We start from the raw sequence: 18,635 nt of genomic DNA on the forward strand, positions 1-18,635 counted from the left end.
CAACCACATAAGGTTTTCATGTTACGAGAAAGTAAACAAGGGTCAATGATGCGAAATATGTCGTATTGCCTGAGTGCTTTCTCACATGGAAATCAGCATGGGCTTAGGCTAGCTGACGCGGATGTGGCCGGGGCGACAAGCCTGATCCGGGGCCGTCGTTTGAGTTCCTGAAGCACCTCAACGAAAATAGTTGGGGTGAGCAACGAAGAGATTAAGATCCCGCGTCCGACCAGTGTTATTGCCGTCGCTGCACTGGTGATGTTCGAGGCGCTGGCGGTCCTGGCCTACGCCGTCAACTACGGCATCCACCTCACTTCGGACGGTGTGGTGAACATGGGCGGGCGGATTTTCATGCTTGCGCTGTGCCTCTTCCTGGCCAGCTGGCAGGGGTCGGTGGCGATCAACTTCTTCCGGGGCAGGGCCTACACCCGAGCGCCGATCATCGTCTGGCAATTGTTCCAGTTGATCCTGTCGGTGTCCTTTTTCCAGTCGGATATGCCGATCGTCATCTCCGCAGCGGTCGTGTCGATCATCGTCGCCGGTGCGACAGTGGTGCTGCTTTTCGCGCCGAAGACCACCGAATTCCTGGGGGACCGCCCAGCACAGTAGTCAACGCTCGATGATGATGGCGCGTGGTTGCCCGGCGATCCCGGCGATCGCGCGCCATTGCCTTGTCCCGCCCGCGCCGTAGCCCCCAGGTGTATGGGGCAACGGTCGCCAGGCAAGCGGCAGCAGGTCCTGCGGATGACGGGCCTCCACCGCAATCGCTTGCCGGTCATCAACCATCAGCCCCGGCAGCCCCAGGTCGTAGGGGAGCCGGGCCGAAGGCGGCACGAACAGCACGGCCCGCGTTCCCAATGCGGCCGTTCGCTGGCGCAGCGCGGCCAGCTGGGGGTCGGAGGTGTCGTGCAGCACCACGCAGATCGTAGACGCGGCGGCTTCCGCTCCGTGCGCCTCGCAGGCTTCAACCCAGCGCAGCCACGACGCGGCGCCATCCACCAGGGATGCTTTCCAACGTTCGGACAAGAGCGCCGCGAGCTCTTCCCGGTCACGCCGACCGGGACATATGACCAGCGGCGCCGGAGCCTGGTCGAAGCCGAACTCCTGCCGGGTGAACGCAGTGCGCCCCACCGCCAGGGCCTGCGAGGCGTCGTCGTTCCGGCAGGGCTGCCTCGTTGGGCAAACAGCGCCCGCCGCGCCTCCTGTCTCCGGCTTGGCGGCCGCGGCTGTCAACTGGATCGTCATCGGTGCTTCGACGGGACTGAACCGGATCCCGCGCCCGGGCAGCTGGCTGGTCGGCGGAAGCTTGGGCCAGGACATGCGCAGGGAATCGGCGGCGTTGAGCGGGAAATACCATTGTTCGGCGCACAGCCCGGTGGCCTTGAGCAGATTCACGTCGCGATCGGCCATCATGACCAGTTGCGCCGAGGCCGATACACCTTGCCGCAGAAGCTCCGTGAGCACCTGGTCGAACCGTTGGAAGGCTGCGGGATCCAGTTGCGACTGCAATCGGGCGATGCCGTGCACGAGCACCAGCGTGAGGCGATCGCGGGGCAGCGACTCCAGGTCGTCGAGCGCTTCCAGGAATAGATACCGGTCTTCCCCGTTCACGGTGAGCGTCCCCGGCAGCGGGACGGAGTCCGGGAACAACGCGTCACCGAAGCACAGGATCCGGCGCTCCAGCCGCATCAGCCCTTCGAACAGCTGGCGGCCGCCGGCTTCCGGCACACCGCACACCAGCAGCCCCCGGCCGCGGGCCGGTTCTATGACCAGGTCCTCCAGCCGGCCCGCTGCGAGGTCGTCGACAACACCGCAGAAGATGGCGCCGGCACCATCGCCTTGCCACTGCGTCGGGGGAGTAGCCTCCTGCTCAGGCGGCGGCAGCTGCGGGGCAAAGGGGCACGGCGGAAGGGGCGAATGCCGCCAGTTGTCGGCGAGCCGGCGCACATGCCGGTGCAGGGCCTGCCCGTCGGCCCCGGGATCCGGATGCCCGAAGCGGCCCACCGGATGCAGGATCAGGTTTCCGGGTCCGCGCTCGGCAATGCTTCCATACAGGGTGGGGCTCACCGCCAGGGCGAACTGGACCTGGCGGTTGGCCTGCCCGGGGCCGGCCATGACCGCGCTGCCCGGGCGGACCAGCTGGGCGGCGGCCGGCGAACCGACCAGGTCCATGGACTCGGCTGCGTCCTTGACCCGCAGCGCCACCACGGTGTTCAGATTCGCACGGGTCTGCCCGGACAGCGCGCCGGCGGCCCGCTGCGTGCTCAGCAGCAGGTGGATGCCCAGCGACCGGCCGACCGCCGCCAGCCGGTCGATGCGCGCCGCCGCTTCGGGCAGGGTTTCGATGAACACCCGGAACTCGTCGACCACCACCAGCAGCCGGGGCAGCGCGGGGACGCCGGAGCGCCGGACGTACTCGGAGCGGTCGCTGCAGCGGTGTTCGGCCAGTAGCCGTTCGCGCCGGGCCACCTCGCGTTCCAGCTGCGCAAGGGTCCGCTGCGCGCCGGCGGCGTCCAGGTCGTTGGCGGAAAGCTGCACGTGGGGCAGCGGGCCGAAGGCGGCCAGGCCCGCACCGCCCTTGAAATCAACCAGCACCAACGCCAGCTGCTCGGGACTGTAGCGCCCGGCCAGATCCGCGATGATGCGCCGCAGCGCTTCGGACTTGCCCGACCCGGTGGTTCCGCACACCAGCACGTGCGGCCCGTCCTCGTCGAAATCCAGCAGCTGCCGGCCGCGGAACGGATCTTCCCCGATCACCGCGGTCAAGCCCGCACCCGCCGGGGGCTCCCCGTCCGACGCCGGTGCGCGCGGGCAGATCGCGAGGCACGACTGGATGATCCGGGCGAGTCTCCCCGCATCCAGCCGGTCCGGTGTTTCCAGGCACAGGCTCCCGTCGGGCAGCTTGGCTCGGCAGCGCACCGGATCCACCCAATAGTCGCACCGGGCTGCGGGCACCGGATGCAGGCTGATCACCAGCGTGCGCGGCAGCGGGACCGGAGCGAGCCCGGTCAGGAATATCCGCTCGATGGAAGGGTCAGGCGATGCCGAGGTTCCGCTGCCGCCGGGCATCCAGGCAACGGCCGACGCAGGGCCAGTGCTCCGGGCCAGAAGCGCGGCGGTGCCCTGGCGCACATGCCGCAACAGCAACAGCTCGGCCGGAAGCCGAGCGATCGAGGGGTCGATGACCAGCTCGATGCGGCCCGCGGCCACCGCCGGCAGGAATCTGGACAGCAGCGCGGCCAGCAGGGAATCCACCGCGGGGTCCTCGCCTCCGAGAAGTTGCCAGACCTGCGCGGCGGCCGGCGCGAAAACCGGAACTCCGGAAATCCTGCCCGTGGACCGGCCGCTGCCCGGCGCCCTGCGCGGCCGCCGGCTGCCGCCCTCCGGCGGCGTCTTCCGACCCGGAAGCTGCCAGCTGCCGCTGCCGAACACCAGCGGAGGAAGGCCTTGGGGAAGCACCCCGAGCTGCGCCCGGTCGATGCCGGCGACCAGCGCCGTACCCAGCGGGCAGGCGAAACGGCGTCGGGCGCGCACCACGCTGTGCTGCTGTCCACGCACCGAACGTTTCCACCGGCGGCGCTCGCCGAGCAGCTGCACCGCGGGGACGACGCCCAGCAGCGCCGACAGCCCGGAGACCGCCAAGAACAGCATGGAACCGGTCAGCACCGCCAGCAGGACGCCGGAGAACACCGGGACCAGCGCCGCCAGGCACAGCGTCACCAGCCTGCCAAGTTCCGGGGGCGGAGGGAGGCTGAACTCCAGCTGCCCGCCGTCCGCCGCCTGCCCCGCCTCGCTGCGCGCCGGATCTCCGACCTCCAGCACGGTGCCGCCCAACTGGATCCGGCTGCCGGCCTGCAGTTCCGCCTCGGCTTCCACCGGCACCACATCCCGGCCAGAAAACACCAGCACCCGCTGCCCGGGGGCCGGCCGCACGCGCATGGACCGCTCATCAACCACCAGGCGGGCATGCACCCGGGAAACCTGCGGATCGCCAAGGAACAGCGGGGCGCCACGGCCGATCTCGTGGGTGCCACGGCCCAGTTCCATCCAGGCTCCCGCATCCGGGCCCTCGGGTACGTACAGCTTCAGCCGCGGGCTGCCGGCCGCCACCGCGAAACCGGGGCCCGGGACATCGGCCAGCAGCAGCGGCTGGCCCGGGCCCAGCATTCCCAGCTCCTCCAACGGCGTCGCTCCCCGGTACCAGCGGGTGCCCGGAACCTGGCCGTCGAGCACCGCCGCCAGTTGCGGCCCGTCCAAGGCCGCGGAGACTTGGAGCAGCAGCTGCCGGGGATTCAGCAGCGTGCGCGAGGACAGCAGCAGTTCATAGTGCAGCATCTTCCCTCCCAACGCGTTCTCCGGCCCTTGCGTGCCCCAGCCCATCACGACTAGCGCGTTTGCCGGGTCCGAGGACGCCGGGGTGGGGATAACCGCCCATTGCTTTATCCACAAATTCGCGAAACATCTTGCCAGCACCTGATGTCGGGGCTAGGCTCCACAGACATATCCAGAAATAGACCTCGGAACAGCACCGGGGCCTACCGCTGCACCGGCAGTGCGCTCGCCGATGGTCCCCGAGAATTCCGGGAACGCCGAACCCCCATGAGGCCCGAAGGATCTTGACGTGGATGCCTTGTCGATCGTGGAAGATGAAGTGCGAGAGCTGGTCCGACGCCGCGGCCTGGACCCGGCCAAGCAGCCCGCGCTGATGAAGTCGCTGATCGACGACGTCGTGCGGGACTACGACGAACGCGCGCTGCTCGGCGCGGTGCCCGCCCTTGGCTCGCTGGAACAAGCCCGGCGCGCGGTCTACGACAACGTCGCCGGATTCGGCGCCCTGCAGCAGCTGCTCGACGACCCGAGCGTGGAGGAGATCTGGATCAATTCCCCGCACCAGGTGTTCTGCGCCCGCGGCGGCCAGAGCGAACTGACCCACATCAGGCTGGACGCCGCGGAAGTCGCCGGGCTGGTTGAGCGCATGCTCAAGGCGTCCGGGCGCCGGCTGGATTTGTCCCAGCCGTTCGTCGACTGCCAGCTGCCCGACGGTTCCCGGCTGCATGTGGTCATCCCGGACATCACGCACGAGCACTGGGCTGTCAACATCCGCAAGTTCATCGCCCGCGCCTCCCGGCTCGAAGACCTGGTGGACCTCAAATCACTGAGCCCCGCGGCGGCCACCTACCTGGGCTGGGCGATCTGCGCCGGGCTGAACGTCATCGTCACCGGCCCGACACAAGCCGGCAAGACCACCATGCTCAACGCGCTGTCATCCTCCATCGGCTCCCGCGAACGCGTCATCACCATCGAGGAGATCTTCGAACTGAACCTGGCGCTGCGCGACGTCGTGGCGATGCAAACCCGGCTGGCGAACCTCGAGGGCACCGGCGAAATCACGATGCGCCGGCTGGTCAAGGAGGCGCTGCGCATGCGTCCGGACCGCATCATCGTCGGAGAGGTGCGCGAGGCCGAATCCCTGGACTTGCTGATCGCCCTGAATTCGGGCGTCGCGGGCCTGTGCACCCTGCATGCGAACTCAGCCCGCGACGCAATCATCAAAATCTGCACGCTGCCGCTGCTGGCGGGGCCGAACATCACCAGCGACTTCACGATCAAGACCGTCGCCGCCTGTCTGGACCTGGTGGTGCACTGCGTGCGCGACGCCTCCGGCAACCGCTATGTCAACGAGATCCTCGCGGTGCGCAATCGCGTGGAGGGCGGCGCGATCGAGACCTCCACGCTGTTCGAACGCAAGGCAGGGGAACTGGTTCCAGCATCCGGCGCGGACTGGTCGCATGAGAAATTCGACCTGGCCGGGCTGAACGTCGCGGAGCGGTTGGGGCAGGAATCATGAGCATCTTCCTGGGGCTGCTGGGCGGGCTGGGGCTGGCGATGCTGGCCGACTGGCTGCTCTTCGCGCCCTGGGAACGCACCCGCAGCCGGCACTCGCGGATCGGCCAGGCGCTGCTGCGCGCCGGGGTCACCAGCGTCAGCCCGGCCAAGTTCATGCTGATCTGCCTGGCCAGCGGGCTGGTGTTCGCGCTGCTCACCCTGGGGCTGACGGCCTCCTGGCTGTTCGCCTGCGTTTTCGCGATCTTCGGTGTTCTGGCGCCGTGGGTGTATCTGCGCCACCAGGCGGCCAAGAGACAGAGCGCGCTGCATGAACAATGGCCGGAAGTCGTCGACCACCTGCGCAGCGCCATCCGCGCCGGCCTGTCGTTGCCCGAATCGCTGAGCCAGCTGGCGCTGGTCGGCCCCGAGACGCTGCGCCCGGTGTTCCGCGACTTCGCCCTCGACTACCGGGCCACCGCCAACTTCAGCACGGCGCTGGACCAGCTGGGCGAACGGCTCGCGGACCCGGTAGCGGACAAGATCCTGACGACGCTGCGCATCACCCGCGAGGTCGGCGGCACCGACCTGGGGCAGACGCTGGCCACACTGGCCGCGTTCCTGCGCGACGACGTGCGCACCCGCGGCGAGCTGGCCGCCCGGCAGTCCTGGATCGTCTCCGCCGCACGGCTGGCCGTCGCCGCCCCTTGGATCCTGCTGCTGGTGCTCGGCACCCAGCCGGCGGCCAAGGACGCCTATCTCACCCCGGCGGGGGTCTTCGTGCTGCTGGCCGGCCTGGTTGTCTCCTTCCTCTGCTACCGGGTCATGCTGCGCCTGGGGGCGCTGCCCATCGAGGAACGAGTGCTCTCATGAACAGCTACACCGCGTGGGCGGCGCTGTGCGGGCTGGGCCTGGGGGCCGGGCTGTGGCTGATGATCGTGCGGCTTCCCGCGTGGCGTCCCATGGCCTTCGCCGATCGAGTGGCCCCTCACATCAGGGTCGGCGTGCGATCCTCGCGCATGCTGCAGGATTCCTGGCAGCAGGATTCGGCGACCCCGGCGCTCTGGCAGCTGGCGCGTCCGCTGCTGCAACAGGTCAAGAAGATCGCCAACCTGCACAGCCCCTCTTCAACCACAGTGCGCAAACGACTGCAGGCCGCGGGGCTGCGCCTGAGCCTTGTGGACTACCGCTCGCAGGAACTGCTCTGCGCGCTGACCGGGCTCGTCGTCGGCTCCGCGCTGATGGCCTTGCTCGCCTTCCGCCAGTCGGTCTCGCTTCCGCTGGCCGTGACGGTGGTGCTGGGCTGCGCCGTCATGGGCTACTTCCTGCGCGGCTGGTGGCTCGGCGAACAGGTCAAACGCCGCGCCCGCAGGATCCTGACGCAGTTTCCCACCGTCGCCGAGGTGCTCGCGCTGACCGTGGGCGCCGGCGAATCGACCACCGGGGCGGTCGAACGCATCTCGCGTATTTGCCACGGCGACATCGGCGCCGAGTTCACCCACACGCTCAACGACATCCACTCCGGCACCAGCATGGTGCAGGCCATGTCCAACATGTCGGACCGGGTGCAGATCGGCGCGATGACCCGCTTCGTGGACGCCATCGTCGTCGCCACCGAACGCGGCACGCCCCTGGGGCAGGTGCTGCGCGACCAGGCGCAGGACGTGCGCGATGCCTCCAAGCGCGAGCTGATGGAGATTGCCGGAAAGCGGGAAATTTCCATGCTCGTTCCCATTATCTTCGGCGTCCTGCCGCTAACCATCGTCTTCGCCATCTTCCCCGGGCTGGCGCTCTTGGAGATGAGCTATTGACGCCTTCGACACCGAATCCATCACATCGCACCACCTACACGAAGGAGGGGCCACCATGTCACGGCTCCACATGATGATGTTCAACCTGAGCCTGCATGTCGCCGACGCAGGCCGCAACCTCTGGGGCAGGGCGGCGGCCCGGGCCCGCGACCAGCGTGGCGACGTGCCCGGATGGGTCATGATCACGCTCATGAGCGCGCTGTTGGTGGCCGCCCTGCTGGCGATCGCCGGGCCCCGGCTGCAGGACCTGTTCAACCAGGCCATCGACAGGGTGTCCGGGCTGGGATAGGACCGGCATGCGAAACCGAAGGGGACTGCAGCTCCGGTTCGCCGACGGTCCGGGGGACCACGGGGAACGCGGCTCCGCAGTGGCCGAGTTCGTCATGATCACCACGCTGCTGATCGTGCTGGCCTTCTCGATCATGCAGCTGGCCCTGGCGCTGCACGTGCGCAATACGCTCACCGACGCCGCGGCCAACGGCGCCCACTACGGGGCGTTGGCCGACCGCTCGCCCGCCGACGCGGCCGGCCGGACCCGCACGCTCATCACCGAATCGCTGCATGGCGGATTCGCCAAGGATGTGTCGGTGTCCACCACCGCCATCGGCGGCACCCAGCTGGTGACCGTCACCGTCAACACCCGGGTGCCGCTGATCGGCTTCCTGCCCAACGGGTGGGACCTGAGCGTCACCTCCGATGCGGTGCGCTATGGCTAGGGCCTGCGCTCGCCAGCCGCTGCGCCGGTGGCGTGAGGCGACCGCGGACGAGCACGGCAGCGCAATCGTGGAGTTCATCTTCGCCGCCACGATCCTGCTGATTCCGATGATCTACCTGGTCCTGGCCGCCGCAGCGCTGGAGGGCGGCAGCTATGCGGTGGTCTCCGCGGCGGATCAAGCCGCCAAGGTGTTCGCCGTGGCGGAGAACCCGGCGCAGGCCCGCTCCAACGCCCAGGCAGCGGCCGATCGCGCCATCGCGAACTTCGGATTCAGCGGTTCGAACACCACCATCTCCTGCAACAGCGAATGCCTCAGCCCCGGATCGGTGGTGACGGTCACCGTCAGCCTGGACGTCCCGCTGCCCTTCGTCTCCGACTACATCTCCGCATCGGCGTTCGCCGTGGACGCCACCGCTGCCCAAAGGATTGACCGTTTTGGCTAGCCGCCGCCTGCGCGAAGCCTTGGGGCGCGAGGACGGCCAGTCGCTGGTGCTGGCCATCGGGTTGTGCGCGGTCACGCTGCTGACCATTTCCGTGGTGCTCGCCGCCAGCGCGGTGAATCTCAAGGCGCGGCAGCTGCTGTCCATGGCGGACGGTGCCATCGTGGCGGCGGTGGACGAATTCGAATTCGTCGCCGACGACGGCGCCCCGCGCATCCAGCTCACTGCAGAGCAAGTCCAACAGGGTGCACATCGCTATCTGGCGGATGTCGGCGCCTCGGGACGCATCGACAATCTGGGCATCGAGTCCGTACAGGTGTTGCCCGGAGGGCAGGGCGCCGAGATCGTGCTCACCGGCACCGTCAGCCCTCCGATCATCGGATGGATTGTGCCCTCCGGGATTCCCATTACGGTGCATTCCACCGCGCGAACGGTGCTCAGCCGTTAACGACGCAAAACCCGGAACCGAACCGCAAATGGCGTACGCTTAGAACACCATGGCAAATACTGACTTTCCCGCTGAAATCCGCTCAATCCGTGCGACCTTCGCCGCCATCGAGGAAGTGAGCGATGTTGATCAAATCAAGGCTGACATCGCAGTACTCTCCGAGGAAGCCGGTGCCCCGGATTTGTGGGACGATCCGGCCAGCGCGCAGATTGTCACCAGCAAGCTCTCCTACCGCCAGTCGGAACTTGATCGCCTGACCAAGCTGCACACGCGCATCGACGACCTGGAAGTCCTGGTCGAACTAGCGGAGCTGGAAGACGACAAGGACACCCTGGCGGAGGCGGACAAGGAACTGCTCGCCATCCGCAAGTCGCTGGACGACCTGGAAATCGTCACCCTGCTCAATGGTGAGTTCGATGCCCGCGGCGCCGTGGTCACCATTCGTTCCGGCGCCGGCGGCGTCGATGCCGCGGACTTCGCGGAAATGCTGCTGCGTATGTACCTGCGCTGGGCGGAAAAGCGCGGCTACAGCGCGACGGTCATGGACACCTCCTACGCGGAAGAAGCCGGATTGAAGTCCGCTACCTTCGAAATCGATGCTCCCTACGCGTTCGGCATCCTTTCGGTCGAGGCCGGCACCCACCGCCTGGTGCGCATCTCGCCATTCGACAACCAGGGCCGCCGCCAGACGTCCTTCGCCGCGGTGGAAGTCATCCCGCTGATCGAGCAGACCGATTCCATCGAGATCCCGGAAAGTGAAATCAAGGTCGACGTCTTCCGCTCCTCGGGTCCCGGCGGCCAGAGCGTGAACACCACCGACTCCGCGGTGCGCATGACCCACATCCCGACCGGCATCGTGGTCTCCATGCAGAACGAGAAGTCGCAGATCCAGAACCGCGCCGCCGCCCTGCGCGTGCTGCAGTCGCGAATTCTGCTGCAGAAGAAGGCCGAGCAGGACGCCCAGAAGAAGGAACTGGCCGGCGACGTCAAGGCATCCTGGGGTGACCAGATGCGTTCCTATGTGCTCAACCCCTACCAGATGGTCAAGGACCTGCGCACCGAGCACGAAGTCGGCAACACCGCCGCCGTGCTCGACGGTGAAATCGACGACTTCATCGACGCCGGGATCCGCTGGCGCGCCACACAGCGCCGCCCGAGCAAGTAGCCCGCGCAGCCCCGCCGGCCAACGGAAGCGCAGGTCTCTTCCCTTGGCCCGGGGGAGCGTGGGTTTGAGGAAACTCACGTCCTTGCGCCCGTCCGCGGATCCGCCAGGACAACCAGTAAAAAACTGGTTGCCAGCACCGGAATTGGCGGCCAAAATATAAATTTGTGTCAGCTGTTAGTAGCTGATGAATCTGGCAACACACCCGCGAATGCCCTCATGATGGCCGCCGCGCACCGATAAGGTTTGGTTGATTGGCGCATCAGAAGACGTTTGCTCTCGAGATTGGTTTTCGTGGGTCGCGCCCCGACGAAAACTGGCGATTGAAGACATGATTAAATTCGAAAACGTCTCGATGGTTTACGAGCCCAAGCAGAAAAATGCTGCCCTGGACGACGTGAGCATCGAGATCAACCGCGGCGAGTTCGCGTTCCTTGTCGGCGAATCCGGCTCCGGTAAATCAACCTTCCTCAGCCTTGTCCTGCGTGAAAAGCGCGCCACCGACGGCGCTGTCTACGTGGCTGGCCAGAACCTGAACCGCATCCCCAGCCGTCGCGTGCCTAAACTGCGCCGCAACATCGGCTTCGTCTTCCAGGACTTCCGGTTGCTGCGCGAACGCACCGTCTTCGATAATGTCGCTTTCGCCATGGAAGTCATCGGCGCCTCCCGCGCACAGATTCGCGACCGCGTCCCCGACGCGCTGAAGCTCGTCGGACTTGAAGACAAGGCCCGGCGCAAGCCAACCGAACTCTCCGGCGGCGAACAGCAGCGCGTGGGCATCGCCCGCGCGATTGTGAACAAGCCCGCCATCCTGCTGGCCGATGAGCCCACCGGCAACCTCGACCGCAAGAACAGCATCGAAGTCATGAACGTGCTTGACCGCATCAACCAGAACGGCACCACTGTGCTGATGGCAACTCACGCCCATGAACTGGTCAGCGAATTCCGCCACCGCGTCATTGAGTTGAATTCCGGACGCGTGGTGCGAGATGAAGCCCAAGGCCAGTACACGCCGATGACGACCGTGGTGAACCAGGACGGATCCCGCGCGCTGCTCTTCGGCGATGCCTCCACCGAGCCGAACGACGAGCGTGAACCGCTTGAAGCCATGGACGAAAAGAAGGACGAAGACCAGTGAGACTCGGATTTATCCTGCGCGAAGCCGTTAAGGGCCTGCGCCAAAACGTCGTCATGGTCGTTTCGGTGGTGCTGGTGACCTTCGTGTCACTGACCTTCGTCGGCGCTTCAGCGCTCCTGCAGCTGCAGATCAACCAGATGAAGGGGTACTGGTACGACCGCATGGAGGTCGCAGTGTACCTCTGCGACGATGCCAGCGCCTCGTCGAACTGCGCAGGCAAGCCGGTCACGGATGACCAGCGCAACTCCATCAAGGCCATGCTCGAATCCGAGCAGCTCGCCCCGTACGTCAAGGAAATCGCCTACGAGTCCAAGGAAGACGCCTACAAGAACTTCCTGGACCAGTACAAGAACTCCTCGCTCGTCGACCAGGTCAAGGCCGACCAGCTGCCCGAGTCCTTCCGCGTCGCGCTGGTCGATCCTGAGAAGTACCAGGTCATCAACGAGGCCTTCTCTACCGTTGCCGGTGTCGACTCGGTGGTCGACCAGCGCGAACTGCTGGAAAAAGTCTTCCAGCTCGTTCGGGTCGCCTCCGCCGCGGCGGCCATCGTGGCCATCGTGATGATCGCCTGCGCGGTGCTGCTTACGGGAACGACGATCCAGCTGTCGGCCATGCATCGACGGCTGGAAACCACGATCATGCGCCTGGTAGGTGCTTCAAAGGCGACGATTCAGCTTCCGTTCATCATCGAAGGTGTGATTGCCTCCGTGATTGGCGGCGTGCTGGCCTCCGGCACGCTCTGGCTGCTGATGAAATTCCTCGTTGAGGACAAGCTCGCTAGTGAGAACGTGGGAGTGGCATTCATTTCCACCGCGGAAGTCTGGCTCATAGCACCGGTGCTCTTGATAATTGGTATCGTTTTGGCAACAATTTCATCAGTGGTAACGTTGAAGCGTTACCTGAAGGTTTAGCTTTACCGCGACCTTTGTGTCGTGATCAACCTGCTTTTTGCACGTCTTTAAGGAGTCCTATGCTGTCCAACGCAGTTCGGCGCAAGTTCCTGCGCGCCACCCTCGGTGGAGCAATGGCTCTCGCCCTGACACTGCCAGCTGGACTCGTTGTCGCTGATGAACTCGACAACAAAAAGGTTGAAGTGCAGGAGAACATCGACAACCTGGAGCAAGACATGGAGTTCCTGGATGCAGACATCCAGGAAACCGACCAGAAGCTGCGCGACCAGCAGGCCCAGGTGCCGGTCTTGCAGGCCGCGCTGGCCGACGCGCAGAACCGCGTCGCTAACGCCCAGGCCGCCGTGTCCGACCTGAACGACCGGCTGATCAGCGCCCAGGGAACCCGGGACAAGGTCGCCGCGGAGATTGCAGCGAACAACGCGGAGATGGACAAGGCGGAAGACGCCATGGCCAAGATCGCCTCCGAAGCGTACAAGCGCGGCGGCGTATCCGGCGGCCTGGACATGATCCTGAACATGGAATCCGCGACCGCCATGGCCGACGGGCTCGACATGGCCAATCGCGCCATGGAATCGCAGAACTCCGCCTACAACGATTTGGCGCAGGAGAAGGCGAACAACGAGAACAACAAGGTCCGGCTGGCGGCGGTGGAGAAGGAAATTTCCTCGCTGAAGTCCCAGGCCGAGGAAGCGCTGGCCCAGGAAGAAACCGCCCGCAACGCCGCGCAGTCTGCCAAGGATGAACTGGACGCGCTGGTCGTCAGCACCGAGTCCCTCAGTGCGCAGCTGGAAGCGAAGAAGCCGCAGATCCAAGCGAAGCTGAAGGCCCAGCAGGCCGAGTACGCGCAGGTGCAGGCGGACATCAAGGAGCGCCAGGAGCGCCTGCTGCGCGAAGAGCAGGAACGCAAGCGCAAGGCCGCCGAAGCTGAGGCCAAGCGCAAGGCCGCCTACGAGGCCCAGCAGGCCAAATTGGCGGCGGAAGCCAAGGCCAAGAAGCAGGCCTACACCAAAAAGAAGTACGTTCCCAAGGAAACCGCCGCTCCGGTGGCTCCGCAGTCCGCAGGATCCAGCGCCTGGGGCCTGGTCAAGCCGACCGCCGGGAACAAGATCACCTCCAGCTTCGGCTGGCGTCCCACTCCAGCCGGCACCATCGACTACGGAGGCCGGGGAGGCTACGTGCACGCCGGCATCGACTGGGGCTTCGGCGGCCAGTGCGGTTCGCCGATTACCGCAGCAGCCGACGGCGAAGTCTGGATGGCTGGCTGGGGCGGTTCCTCGGGCAACAAGGTGACCGTTTCGCACGGCGTCGTCAACGGCAAGGCGCTGGCGACGAACTACCACCACATGTCCAAGATCGCCGTAGGCGTCGGCCAGAAGGTCTCCCAGGGGCAGGTTATCGGCTATGTCGGCACCACCGGCAACTCCACCGGCTGCCACCTGCACTTCGAAACGATCGTCAACGGCCAAGCCGTGAACCCATTGGGACTTCTCTAACGCTAGACTTGATATTTGTGCGCGGGAATCCGCCCGCGACATGCAAGGAGTGTCATGGCCAAGAAGAACCAGGAAGATCGTGTCATCGCGAGCAACCGCAAGGCTCGCCACGATTATGAAATTCTCGACACATTCGAAGCCGGTATGGTGCTGACCGGCACCGAAGTGAAGTCCTTGCGCGAAGGCAAGGCATCGCTGGTGGACGGCTTCGGCCAGTTCTATCGCGGCGAACTGTATATCGAGAACTGCTATATCCCGGAGTACCTCAACGGCTCCTGGACCAACCATGCGGCTCGCCGCCGCCGCAAGCTCCTGCTGCACCGCCAGGAGCTGGTCAAGATCGAGCGCAAGATCTCCGAAGCTGGCTTGACCATCGTGCCGCTGAGCCTGTACTTCAAGTCCGGCCGCGCAAAGCTTGAAATCGGCATCGCGCGAGGCAAGCGCGAGTTCGACAAGCGGCAGACGCTGCGCGAGAAACAGGACAACCGCGAAGCGCTGCGTGCCATGCGCGAGCGCAATCGCGGTCATGCCTGATCAGACTGCGGCTCCACGCTGAATCGGTGGCGCATCTCTCGTTGGGGTTCCGGCGGGAGGTGCGCTATGATTGGTTAACGCACTTCGGTGCGGTTGCATCCGGGGAAACCCGGAACTGACAACAAAATACGGGGATGATCGGTTTCGACGGTGTAAGTCGCGACAGATGAAGCGGGCCGAGGACGCAAAGTTATCTCGTAAACGCTCTTTGCAAAACAATAAGTGCCGAATCAAAGCGCACTGACTTCGCTCTCGCTGCCTAAGCAGCCAGACAGTCCGTTAGCCAGGGGATGCTATCGCCCCTGTTCCTAACGTCATTTAGATAGCCACTGTATCCGGCAGCTGTTGCCGCTGTCGGGTACATATTTAGGCAACTGTGCCCGGATCAGCCACTTGTTTGCGTGATGGCTGGGGCAGAGAAATTCCGTAGCAAACTGCGCCCGGAGAAGACCTGGCAACACTACATCGGACGGGAGTTCAATTCTCCCCATCTCCACCAATGGCCCCGGAACTACGGTTCCGGGGCTTCTTGCTGTCCGGAATCAAGCAGTGGTGCTGTACCTCTCGCGCGAGCCTGCTCGCAGGCATTCTGTTTACCACATAGAATTGAGTAGATACCGAGAGCATTCTTGGGCGAAAACGTGCGGAATTAGAGTGAGGCAGTCAGTGATGGGCAAAAGCAACACCCAGAAAGTGTCCCCGATCCTCTCTTCGCTCTACGCAGCCGTCGCCTTCCTTTTGGAAGTCGGCTTGCTGTTTGCCGCGGCACTTGCCGCGATCGCCTACGTGCCATGGCCGACGATCCCCGCGATCCTCGTGGTAGTGGTGCCGTTGCTGGCGCTCTGGTCGGTGTTCTTCTCGCCGAAAGCCGTCGTCAGGCTGCGCCTGCGCACCAGGCTGACGCTGATCCACCTGATTTACCTCATCGGTGCCTACGTGCTCTGGCTGAGCATCGACCGGTCGTTCACCGAACAGTCGCAGATCTGGGCCATCGCCATGCTCGCGCTCACCGGCGTGAGCGCGATCCTGATCCTCGCCACCGGCGGCTACGTCGTGCCGCACGACCGCAGCAAACCCCAGCCCCAGGCCCAGCCGGTGGCTGTGGGCACCCAGCCGGCGCAGTCGCCAGCGCCAGCCCGCGGACGTCGCGCCGCACGCTGAGCCGCGCAACACGAGAACCTAAAGAGCAGGAGCCAGGCCCGACGGGCCTGGCTCCTGCTGATTAACTGGCCGACCGGCCACGCTACAGCCGTGCGGCGGCCAGCAGTCCGAGCCCGGCGGCCGCGAGGGCCCCGAGCAGGGTGCCGAAAGCATTGACCGCGCTGGCTGCCGGCTTGCCGGCCTGCAGCAATCGCACCGTTTCGATGCTGGCGGTGGAGAAGGTCGTGTAGCCGCCCAGGAAGCCCGTTCCGACGGCGAGCTGCCACGACTCGGGGAACAGTCGTCCGGCGACCAGGCCGGTGAGCAGGCCCAGCAAGAACGAGCCGCTGAGGTTGACGAGAATCGTTCCCCACGGCAGGGCGCCGGAAAGGCGCGAGGCGACCAGCCCGTCCAGCGCGTAGCGGGCACAGGCGCCGAGGCCGCCGCACAGGCTCAGCACGAGAAACAGCATGGCGGTCATCGGGAGGCCTCCCCGGACGCATTGCGGCGGGTGCGAGCGGCACCGAGCAGGATGCCGCACCAGCTGGCCGCCGCACCCAGCACGATGCTGCCCAGCGCATACAAGGCTCCGAGGCCGGCGGATCCTGTGCCCAGCAGCAGCGCGCCGTCCACCGCGAGGGTGCTGTAGGTGGTGAAGCCGCCCATGAACCCGGTGCCCAGCAGCAGCCGCATCCGCCGCGCACGGCCGGGGCTGCCTCCGAAGCGGCCCAGGGATTCGAGCAGCAGGCCGAGCAGCAGCGCGCCGAGGATGTTCACGGCGAAGGTGGCGGTCGGAAAGCCCTGCTGCGAAGGGAGCAGCAGATTCACGGCCTCGCGCCCCGCGGTCCCGGCCGCGCCGCCGAGGAACACCAGCAGCAGATGGCCCGGACGCAGGTGCGCCCGGCGCCGTACGGTGTTTTCGGGGTCCGGCTGGGGGAGGTCTCGGTTCATTGGTCAGCATTCGTCGGTTGCGGATAGCGGGACAGGGCGGCGCCCGGCTCTGGCAATTCCCCGGTTCAGGGGTGCTGCGCGGCGGGCACCACGAGTACCGGGAGCAGCTGGCACCGGGCGAGCTGGGCCGCCACCGAGCCGCCGAGCAGTTCGTGCAGCGAGGTGCGCAGCGAGGGACGGCGGGCGCCGACCACGATCATCCGCGCCCCGAGCCGCTCGGCCAGGGCGGACAGCTCAGCGCTGGGGTTCCCGGCCAGCGCGTGGGTCCGCCAGACCACCGCCAGCGGTTCCAGGATCGTTGCGAGATCCCGGCGGAGCAATTCGGGAAACGGCTGGACATCCTGGTCCTGCACCTCGGGGTCGATGGGCGCCGAGCGCACCGTGCCGTCGGCGAGCCGCTGCACGGTGTAGCGGGCGGGGTCGACCCAGGCGCAGTGCAGTTCTGCGCCCAGCTGCTCCGCCAGCGCCGTGGCCTGGGCCGCTGCGGCCAAATCCTGCTCCGGGCAGACGCCGAGCAACAGCACGCCGGGGCGGTCCGTCATGGCATGCTCCTGTCTGCCGGGGTTCTGGCACCATTTTTGCACATGGACCGGGGCGCCGTGGCGGCCGGCCGGGCGTCGGGCTCAGGCCGGGCGCACCCACACCAGCGAGGCCTCCAGGTAGTTCAGCTGGTGCGGCAGGGTGATCGCCGCGCCGGGCACCAGCCCCTGGTCTTTGGCACGGCGCAGGAAGTCGGGGTCCTCGTCGCTGATCCGGTCCACGATCGCGGTGCGGCCGGTGAAGCGGTCAAGGCGCACCGCCCGGCTGGCCGGCAGGGTGCCGTCGGCCGCGGGGATCGCGTCCCCGTGCGGGTCGCGCCGCGGGCGGCCCAGGCGCTCATCCAACGCGTCGATGAAGCGGTCGGTCACGGTGTGCTCCAGCGCCTCGGCCTCGTCGTGCACCTCGTCCCAGCCGTAGCCCAGCTCGTCGCGCAGGAAGGTCTCCAGCAGCCGGTGGCGGCGCACCATGCGCAGGGCCTCGCGGCGCCCGGCCTCGCTGAGCGTGATCGCCCCGCGTGGCACGTGGTGCACCAGCGACTTCGCCGCCAGCTTCTGCACCATCGGGGTCGCCGAGGCGGGCGACAGGCCCAGCTGGTCGGCCAGCGCGCCGGTGCTCACCTGCGTGTCCTCCCACTCGGTGAGCAGGTACAGCGCCTTGAGGTAGTCCTCCTCGCTGGCGGTCAGCGCGCGCGGATCGCGGTTGCGGGGCATGGGCGGCTAGCGGTTCAGGTAGGGGAGGATCGCTTCGTGCAGGCGGCCGTTGCTGGCCAGCGCGTTGCCGCCGTGGCAGCCCTCGACTCCGGCGACGGAGGTGAAACGGCCTCCGGCCTCGCGCACCACCGGCACCAGTGCGGCCATGTCGTAGAGCTCCAGCTCGGGTTCGAACGCGGCGTCCACCGCGCCCTCGGCCAGCAGCGCATAGGAGTAGAAGTCGCCGTAGCCGCGGGTGCGCCAGGCGGTGGTGAGCAGGTCCAGCAGCCCGTCGAGCTTGCCGGCGTCCTTCCAGCCGTTCAGCGACGCGTAGGACAGCGACGCGTCGGACAGCTCGCTCACCCCGGAAACGCGGATCTGCCGGGTGGCGGTGGAGCCGACCTCGGCGCCCGGCTCGGTGACGAACGCACCCAGCCCGGTGGCCGCATGCCAGCGGCGGGCCAGCGCGGGGGAGGAAACGACACCGAGCACCGGTTCGTCGTCGACGAGCAGCGCGATCAGCGTCGCCCAGACCGGAACGCGGCGCACGAAGTTCTTGGTCCCATCGATCGGGTCGATGACCCAGCGGCGCGAGGAGTCCCCGTGCACGCCGAACTCCTCGCCGAGCACGGAGTCCCCGGGGCGGTGCTCGGCCAGCTGGTCCAGGATCAGCTGCTCGGCGCCGCGGTCGGCGTCGGAGACCGGGGTCATGTCCGGCTTGGTTTCGACCAGGAGGTCGTTGGCGCCGTAGCGGGCCAGGGTGAACGCGTCGACCTTGTCGGCCAGCGCGAGGGCGAACTTCAGGTCCTGCTGCAGGGTGTATTCAGCCATGGTGGTGCG

General features: G+C 66.5%; 20 protein-coding genes and 1 other RNA gene. 15 read left to right on the top strand and 6 right to left on the bottom strand.

Translation table 11 applies throughout. The annotated features are described in order from the left end of the window. The first annotated feature begins 195 nt into the window (after positions 1–195). A complete protein-coding gene (locus IEY43_RS10590; protein ID WP_188948570.1) occupies positions 196–609 on the top strand; it encodes a hypothetical protein in 414 nt (137 codons plus the stop codon). Here the strand turns inward: IEY43_RS10590 and IEY43_RS10595 are convergent, their stop codons facing one another. Beyond that, positions 610–4,335: an FtsK/SpoIIIE domain-containing protein gene (locus IEY43_RS10595; protein ID WP_188948571.1), complete on the bottom strand. Its 3,726-nt coding sequence runs from the start codon at positions 4,333–4,335 to the stop codon at positions 610–612. Between the two features lie 286 nt (positions 4,336–4,621). Between IEY43_RS10595 and IEY43_RS10600 the strand changes: the two genes are divergently transcribed. From IEY43_RS10600 to IEY43_RS10665, 14 genes are all read left to right on the top strand, one after another. After that, positions 4,622–5,848, top strand: a complete 1,227-nt coding sequence (locus IEY43_RS10600) for a TadA family conjugal transfer-associated ATPase (RefSeq protein WP_188948572.1) — start codon at positions 4,622–4,624, stop codon at positions 5,846–5,848. Continuing rightward, entirely contained in the window at positions 5,845–6,696 is an 852-nt protein-coding gene (locus IEY43_RS10605; RefSeq protein ID WP_188948573.1) for a type II secretion system F family protein, read from the top strand. The genes IEY43_RS10600 and IEY43_RS10605 overlap by 4 nt, the downstream gene beginning before the upstream one ends. After that, entirely contained in the window at positions 6,693–7,634 is a 942-nt protein-coding gene (locus tag IEY43_RS10610) for a type II secretion system F family protein (RefSeq protein ID WP_188948574.1), read from the top strand. The genes IEY43_RS10605 and IEY43_RS10610 overlap by 4 nt, the downstream gene beginning before the upstream one ends. A gap of 55 nt (positions 7,635–7,689) precedes the next feature. After that, positions 7,690–7,923: a hypothetical protein gene (locus IEY43_RS10615; protein ID WP_229777359.1), complete on the top strand. Its 234-nt coding sequence runs from the start codon at positions 7,690–7,692 to the stop codon at positions 7,921–7,923. Between the two features lie 7 nt (positions 7,924–7,930). Further along, positions 7,931–8,350, top strand: a complete 420-nt coding sequence (locus IEY43_RS10620; RefSeq protein WP_188948575.1) for a TadE family protein — start codon at positions 7,931–7,933, stop codon at positions 8,348–8,350. Continuing rightward, entirely contained in the window at positions 8,343–8,792 is a 450-nt protein-coding gene (locus IEY43_RS10625) for a hypothetical protein (RefSeq protein ID WP_188948576.1), read from the top strand. The genes IEY43_RS10620 and IEY43_RS10625 overlap by 8 nt, the downstream gene beginning before the upstream one ends. Further along, entirely contained in the window at positions 8,785–9,237 is a 453-nt protein-coding gene (locus IEY43_RS10630; RefSeq protein ID WP_188948577.1) for a hypothetical protein, read from the top strand. The genes IEY43_RS10625 and IEY43_RS10630 overlap by 8 nt, the downstream gene beginning before the upstream one ends. Before the next feature lie 49 nt (positions 9,238–9,286). Then, on the top strand, positions 9,287–10,402 hold the full coding sequence (gene prfB / locus IEY43_RS10635) for a peptide chain release factor 2 (RefSeq protein WP_188948578.1): 1,116 nt from the start codon (positions 9,287–9,289) through the stop codon (positions 10,400–10,402). Positions 10,403–10,730: 328 nt separating this feature from the next. Further along, positions 10,731–11,537, top strand: coding sequence for a cell division ATP-binding protein FtsE (gene ftsE / locus IEY43_RS10640; RefSeq protein WP_188948579.1), 807 nt, complete (start codon positions 10,731–10,733; stop codon positions 11,535–11,537). Next, positions 11,534–12,448 carry a permease-like cell division protein FtsX gene (gene ftsX, locus IEY43_RS10645; RefSeq protein ID WP_188948580.1) on the top strand — a complete coding sequence of 305 codons (915 nt, stop codon included), beginning with the start codon at positions 11,534–11,536 and terminating at the stop codon, positions 12,446–12,448. The genes ftsE and ftsX overlap by 4 nt, the downstream gene beginning before the upstream one ends. Before the next feature lie 59 nt (positions 12,449–12,507). Next, a complete protein-coding gene (locus IEY43_RS10650; RefSeq protein WP_188948581.1) occupies positions 12,508–13,941 on the top strand; it encodes a M23 family metallopeptidase in 1,434 nt (477 codons plus the stop codon). Between the two features lie 54 nt (positions 13,942–13,995). Then, positions 13,996–14,475, top strand: a complete 480-nt coding sequence (gene smpB / locus IEY43_RS10655) for an SsrA-binding protein SmpB (RefSeq protein ID WP_188948582.1) — start codon at positions 13,996–13,998, stop codon at positions 14,473–14,475. A 130-nt stretch (positions 14,476–14,605) separates the two neighbouring features. Further along, positions 14,606–14,974, top strand: a transfer-messenger RNA (tmRNA) gene (gene ssrA / locus IEY43_RS10660). Between the two features lie 170 nt (positions 14,975–15,144). Next, on the top strand, positions 15,145–15,636 hold the full coding sequence (locus tag IEY43_RS10665) for a DUF2568 domain-containing protein (RefSeq protein WP_188948583.1): 492 nt from the start codon (positions 15,145–15,147) through the stop codon (positions 15,634–15,636). Positions 15,637–15,718: 82 nt separating this feature from the next. On the opposite strand, the gene crcB is transcribed toward IEY43_RS10665, so the two are convergent. The 5 genes from crcB to IEY43_RS10690 all read right to left on the bottom strand — a co-directional run bounded on the left by crcB (position 15,719) and on the right by IEY43_RS10690 (position 18,626). Then, the gene (gene crcB, locus IEY43_RS10670) at positions 15,719–16,096 is read right to left on the bottom strand and encodes a fluoride efflux transporter CrcB (RefSeq protein WP_188948584.1); all 378 of its coding nucleotides are present in this window, start codon (positions 16,094–16,096) and stop codon (positions 15,719–15,721) included. After that, the gene (locus IEY43_RS10675; RefSeq protein ID WP_188948585.1) at positions 16,093–16,566 is read right to left on the bottom strand and encodes a fluoride efflux transporter FluC; all 474 of its coding nucleotides are present in this window, start codon (positions 16,564–16,566) and stop codon (positions 16,093–16,095) included. Before IEY43_RS10675 ends, crcB begins: the two co-directional genes overlap by 4 nt. Positions 16,567–16,631: 65 nt before the next feature. After that, complete coding sequence (locus tag IEY43_RS10680; RefSeq protein ID WP_188948586.1) at positions 16,632–17,108, bottom strand: universal stress protein; 477 nt, start codon at positions 17,106–17,108, stop codon at positions 16,632–16,634. Positions 17,109–17,189: 81 nt separating this feature from the next. Further along, positions 17,190–17,816 (bottom strand): metal-dependent transcriptional regulator, encoded by a 627-nt coding sequence (locus tag IEY43_RS10685; RefSeq protein WP_188948587.1) that lies wholly within the window; start codon positions 17,814–17,816, stop codon positions 17,190–17,192. A 6-nt stretch (positions 17,817–17,822) separates the two neighbouring features. Then, the gene (locus IEY43_RS10690) at positions 17,823–18,626 is read right to left on the bottom strand and encodes an inositol monophosphatase family protein (protein ID WP_188948588.1); all 804 of its coding nucleotides are present in this window, start codon (positions 18,624–18,626) and stop codon (positions 17,823–17,825) included. Positions 18,627–18,635 lie beyond the last annotated feature (9 nt).

The sequence above is a fragment of the Glutamicibacter protophormiae genome (assembly GCF_014647495.1).
GTDB classification, from domain to species: domain Bacteria; phylum Actinomycetota; class Actinomycetes; order Actinomycetales; family Micrococcaceae; genus Glutamicibacter; species Glutamicibacter protophormiae.